Raw genomic sequence first — 5,418 nt, 5'->3', positions numbered from 1 at the left:
AGTATATCAACAGGATCGGGGTTGATCTGCCCTTTGATCCTGATGAAGTGGCCAAGTATACGGGCGAGGATTATGTCGATAACCTCAGCCGTTCAGACATGCCGGTTGTAGAGGTCAAAAAGCCGGCCTGCGTCGTTACGGTCGGGTGGAGGGGCGCTTCTGGGTCGCCCGCGACTTCGCTTGGGACGGGTGCCCCGTTGAGGCATACGTACCATCCCAGGGCACTGGGACGCCGGTGTACAGCTGCCGCATGCGTGACGGGAGCATGAGGGTGAGATCGCGCTGCTTTGCATGGGCAGATGCCGCTCCGCATGGCAACGCATTGCTCCCGGGCGACGCAGGGCCCTGCGTCGTTACGGTCGATTGGGGGCGCTCTTTAGAGGGGGCTCGGCTTCGCTCGGGACAAGTGGTGCTTAGACCAAGTGAGTGGGGTGGAGCTCCTAACCGGCTTGCGTCGCACGGCGGAAGGGCCGCAGGTCATGCTTTTTGTGCCATGCGACGAGGAAGGGCAGGAGTCGGATTGGGGGGCAGGAGCGGTCTCCGTATTGCGTCTTTCCTTAGCCCGGGATCAGTATTCCGACAGCTGTCGGGTACGTGTTTAGCGCGATTCTATAATTGCCCGGAATCCAGCGCTCTTCACCGAAGGATCGTGCCACACGTGCAGGGGTGGCGTCGAGATCCTTCCCCCCGACGGTCGTCGTGGGTCAGGATGACGTTGAGGTGTAAGGTAAAGCAGCAGTCCCCCAATCGCTCCCCTGGAGAGGGAAGCCGTCGCGCCAGCAGCTGGGGGGATAGACTGGAGCCAACGGTCCCCCGTTGGCTCTGCAAATGAACGCTTCTGCGTTTCCCACGCGACAGCGATACCGAAGGGGGGCCGTGGTGTACGCCAGAAACGCAGACGGTACTGCTTGCGTCCCCGGCAATCTGGAACAAGTCGCTAAACACATACACTGCTGTGTCACAGGTCATTCTGCAGGTTAAACCGAGATGGATACGCGTGCTGTGCCGCCCCGAAAAGGTCCTGCTAAACCCCAAGGAGATGGTTCCTCCGACAGTGGTCGGAGCCACAGGGGGACGGGACTGCGCTCACCATGACAGGCTTCGTTGGGGGGTGATGCCAGGGCAACCATCAAAATGAGGATTGGCAGAGCACTATGGCAGGCGCCTACCCAAGGATGCCAAATCCGGTTGCCCCGTTGTGGGATCGCTTCTCTGCACGACACCGAATGTACTTCGGTAGTTGGCCTTCGGCCCTGTGTGGGTGTGGACTGATGTCCTACTCCTCCACCCGTCCACACGTCCATACACCAACGACGCATGCGGCGTTGGTATGAGACTATTCGGTCTCGGATACGTCGGGCACTCCGCCCGTTTGGCGAAGCACCTGTTCAGCGCGCCGGGTGCGCCAGTCGTCGGGTCCAAAGGTTGCGTAGAAACCGTTATACACCGGCTCTAAGCGCGCCCGGCCTTCGGCAATGCGCCCCTGCCGCATCAGTGCGATGCCCAAGATACCTTGTGCAGCTTGCATTTCCCAGTGCGTCTCGGGCACAAACTGCCCCAACATGTTCATACCTTCGCGGACCATGTCTTCGGCGCGGGTCCCATTGCCGCGCTCGGCCTCCAGCCAGCCATATCGAATGAGCGAGGATGCAATATGCGGGTGCTCCTCTGGCAGAATGTCGCGTCGTAAAGTTAGCGCCTCTTCATGCATGGCTGCCGCCTCCTCGTAATCTCCATTCAGGTGGAGCGAGAACGCGTACCGTGCCATCGCCGAGGCCCGTCCCGGATACTCGGCTCCAAACTGCTCTTCGAATGCCGTGATAGCATCTTCGTGCACCGATAGCGCCTCCTCGAACTTCCCCTGATCTTGCAGAGCAATAGCCAGATTGTGCAGATACGTGGCGGGCGCGGCGGCAGACTCGTTGATCGCCAAGGCTTGGCGCAGAAGGGGCTCCGCCTCGTCGCCACGCCCTGACTCATTGTAGAGAATGGCCAACCCGTTGAGATAGGCGCCCACCTCGGCATCTGAGGCCCCGTGGGCCTGTTCCGCAAGTTCAAGCGCCTGTTGAATCTGCGCCTCGGCCTCTTCATAATCACCAGTGCGAAAGAGCAGATAACCGAGTGCTTTGCGCGTGCCCGCCTCTTCAGCCTGGTCGCTGTCTCGTTCCAACCGTGTAGTCAGCGCCTCCCGAAGCAGCGGCTCGCCCTGCTCGTAGAGTCCGAGCCCGCTGTACACCTGGCCCAGCGTCGTCTTTAAATCGGCCCGGACCTGTGGGGCCTGTTCCATATTGGTGTCAAGCTGGGCAGCCCCTCGATCTACCACCTCGCGCACAGTAAGGTTGGGAGTGCCTGCATTCATTTCGGGATTCGATGCCGTAAACAGATCGGTAAGAAACGTGGTCACCGCCTCCGACTTGTCGCGCTCGGCCCGCATCTGCTGCGAGTACTGCGTGACGGTAATTGCGTACGCCAGTACCAGTCCCGCTATGAGAGTTGCGGCGAGCACGCCCCACCGGTTGCGTCGCACAAAGGTCTGTATCTGATACCAGGGCGTGGCTGTACGTGCCTGTACCGGACGGTCATCGAGGTAGCGTTCCATATCGCGCTTGAAGCCGGCAGCCGTGCCGTAGCGGTCGTCGGGGACGCACGCCAGCGCCTGACTCAAAACAGCGCGTAGATCGCTCTGCAGGTAGCGTTTCAGCGCTGTTTCCGTGCATCCGCGTTGTTCAGCGATCGTCTCGCGGTCGGCTGCGTTGCGGGTGGCAAACTGCTCGTGCATCGGACGCAGGTTGCCCTCGCACACCGCTTGCATCATGGCGTAGGGCGCGGTGGTGTCTGCATCCACCGGTCGGCACCCACAGATGAGTTCGTAACACACGCGGCCCAGCGCGTACACATCGGTGCGCGTGGTGATAGCTCCTTGTTCAATCTGCTCGGGCGCAGCATAGCCGGGCGTAAGCGGATGCGCACCGGTCTGCGTTTCATACGGCTCTACCCCCATCGGGCCATGGGCATCTTCGAGCACCTTGGCGATGCCAAAGTCGAGCAGCCGCACGTGGCCATCATCGGTCACGAGGATGTTCGACGGCTTCAGGTCGCGATGCACAATCAGGTTCTGATGCGCATGTTGCACCGCCTCCATCACCTGCTGCATGAGACGCAGCCGCTTAGGAATTGAAAGACGGTGCGTATCGCAGTACGTGGTGATGGGCGTGCCCTCGACATGCTCCATCACAAAATACGGATGCCCCTCGGACGTAGCCCCGCCGTCGATGATGCGCGCAATGTTGGGATGGTCGAGCGACGCCAGAATGCTCCGTTCTTGCAGAAACCGCTGTTCAAAATTGATGCGCTGGCTCTTGCGCAGCACTTTGATCGCAACCGTCTGATCAAACAACCCATCGCTGCGGCGCGCCTTATACACACGACTGCTTCCCCCCGTCCCCAGCAGGTCTTCAATGGTATAGGCCCCGAGTGTGGTGCCTGGATTCAAATCGTCTGTGGAGGCATTGAGCGCCTCGTCAACCGCGTTGTCTACCCATGTGCCGGCGCACTGCCACGCATCCCAATCGAGGAGGGTGGGGGCGCCGGTAGCAGCACGAAGGAGCGAAAATGCTTCCTCGCGCAGTGTCGGATTATCGGGAAACGCCGCTTCGACAATTGCAGCGCGCTCCTGCGGAGGGGCATCCAGAGCCGCATCAAGCACGTCGCTTAACTCGGACCAGTGCGTCTTAACGAGAGACATAGATTTTCAGCGGGGGGATACGAAAGCCATAAGGGGGATACGTTGGGGGGACGCATCATTGCGGGCCGATGGATCTGTGTAGCCGACCCCTGGCGCTATAACGTAACAACATAACGCCGGAGCAATGCATCACCAAAACGCACGACCAAACGCAACGATGCAATGGTGTCGCTTAACTACCCTCATCGATCATCCGCGCGAGCCATCCTTTGGCTTTACGCCAGTCGCGCCGCACGGTGCGCGCCGACACGTCGAGCAACTCGGCAATTTCTTTCTCTTTCATGCCGCCAAAGAACCGGTACTCGACCACCTGTGCCATGCGCTCATCCATCTCGGCAAGCTGTGTGAGTGCCGTATCCAGTGCTATAAAGAGATGAGCCGTTTCCTCACTATCAGAGAGTTGCACTTTTTCGAGGTTGACGTGTGGTGCTCCGCCGCCTCGCTTTTGGGCGGTGCGGCGGCGAGCATAGTCTACCAATATATTGCGCATAATGCGCGAGGCCATTGCATAGAAATGCAGCCGGCTTTCCCACTCCACCTGCGTCTGATCAACCAGCTTCAGGTAGCACTCGTGTACAAGCGCTGTGGTGCCCAACGTGTGGTCTTTGCGCTCGCGGCGCATGCGGTGTTGGGCCAGCTTTCGAAGTTCATCGTATACAGCCTCCCACAGACGCTCTTCGGCCTGCGTGTTGCCGTTCTGGTATTTTACCAGAAGCTGCGTAACGTCATCGCTCATAGGGGGGACCAGCCAACTGGAAAAAAGCATAGACACGGGCCCCACCCAGAATAGTGGCGAGTCCCATGTAGGATGCAGAACCTAATACGCTGTTGGGAAACCGTCTGCGCATCACTAAGCCCACTGCAATTCCAAGCCAAATGTAAGCTAATTAACAGACGAAAGGTACAACAGGACCAAAGAAAATGCAACTATACAGGTTACTCGCATGCCATGATATCCGTCTACGGCCAATCCTATGCCAGAAAGGAGTCCGTGGGCTGGATCACCGCTTTGGCATGGCTCGTGTAACTGCCGCTTTCATCTTCTCAAGGTTCTGCTACCTGCCCGTGCGTACATCGTTCTTTGCTGGATTGCTAACATTTACTTTTCTGCTGGCGGCTCCGCTCCCAGGCGCAGCCCAGTCGGTTTCGTTTGGGGTGATAGCAGGAGCCAATGTTGCCACCGTATCCCCCGACTCCGACCTGTCTACCGGGTTTCGCACCACCGTTGCTGCCGGTGGAGGGATGCTTGTTGACCTGCCTGGACCGGTGGGTATTCAGCAAGAGGCGCTGTTCATGCAGAAAGGCACGTCCGTCACCGAAACGTTTGGGCAGGTCAACTATACGGCGTCGTACGCCGAATTTCCACTTCAACTGCGCGTGGCGCTGCCATCGGTGTGGCGCCTGGACCTGTTTGCCACGGGCGGCGGGTCGTTTGGCGTGAAGATGTTCGAGACGCAGTCCACCGGCAGTACCGTCGAAGTACAGTTGCCTGATGAGGGCTCTTTCTACGAGCGGACCGACGCCAGCGCAGTCCTTGGCTTCGGCGCGACCTTCGACGAAGGCCCGAGTTCACTTAGCGTGTTTGTGCGCTACATGCATGGACTCCGCGAGGTGTCGCAAGGCCGTACCGATGTGGGGGGCGACTTCGAGGACAATCCGTTTCGCGAGAACCC

The 5,418-nt window shown here is 59.4% G+C and carries 3 protein-coding genes; 1 reads left to right on the top strand and 2 read right to left on the bottom strand.

Annotated features, from left to right (window positions below; translation table 11 throughout):
* Nucleotides 1-1,336: 1,336 nt before the first annotated feature.
* Nucleotides 1,337-3,745: a protein kinase domain-containing protein gene (locus tag R6U20_RS01305; protein ID WP_410336065.1), complete on the bottom strand. Its 2,409-nt coding sequence runs from the start codon at nucleotides 3,743-3,745 to the stop codon at nucleotides 1,337-1,339.
* Nucleotides 3,746-3,917: 172 nt separating this feature from the next.
* The gene (locus R6U20_RS01300; RefSeq protein WP_410336064.1) at nucleotides 3,918-4,481 is read right to left on the bottom strand and encodes a sigma-70 family RNA polymerase sigma factor; all 564 of its coding nucleotides are present in this window, start codon (nucleotides 4,479-4,481) and stop codon (nucleotides 3,918-3,920) included.
* 278 nt (nucleotides 4,482-4,759) lie between these two features.
* On the opposite strand from R6U20_RS01300, the gene R6U20_RS01295 reads away from it, so the two are divergent.
* On the top strand, nucleotides 4,760-5,418 hold a 659-nt coding region (locus tag R6U20_RS01295; protein ID WP_410336063.1), incomplete at its 3' end, for an outer membrane beta-barrel protein.

Source organism: Longimonas sp. (assembly GCF_046498435.1).
Lineage (GTDB): Bacteria > Bacteroidota > Rhodothermia > Rhodothermales > Salinibacteraceae > Longimonas.
This window is presented reverse-complemented; position numbering and strand designations above follow the sequence as displayed.

Excerpts from the sequence above, each read along its gene's own strand:
- R6U20_RS01305 (WP_410336065.1), bottom strand. The coding sequence starts at position 3,745 with ATGTCTCTCGTTAAGACGCACTGGTCCGAGTTAAGCGACGTGCTTGAT.
- R6U20_RS01300 (WP_410336064.1), bottom strand. The coding sequence starts at position 4,481 with ATGAGCGATGACGTTACGCAGCTTCTGGTAAAATACCAGAACGGCAAC.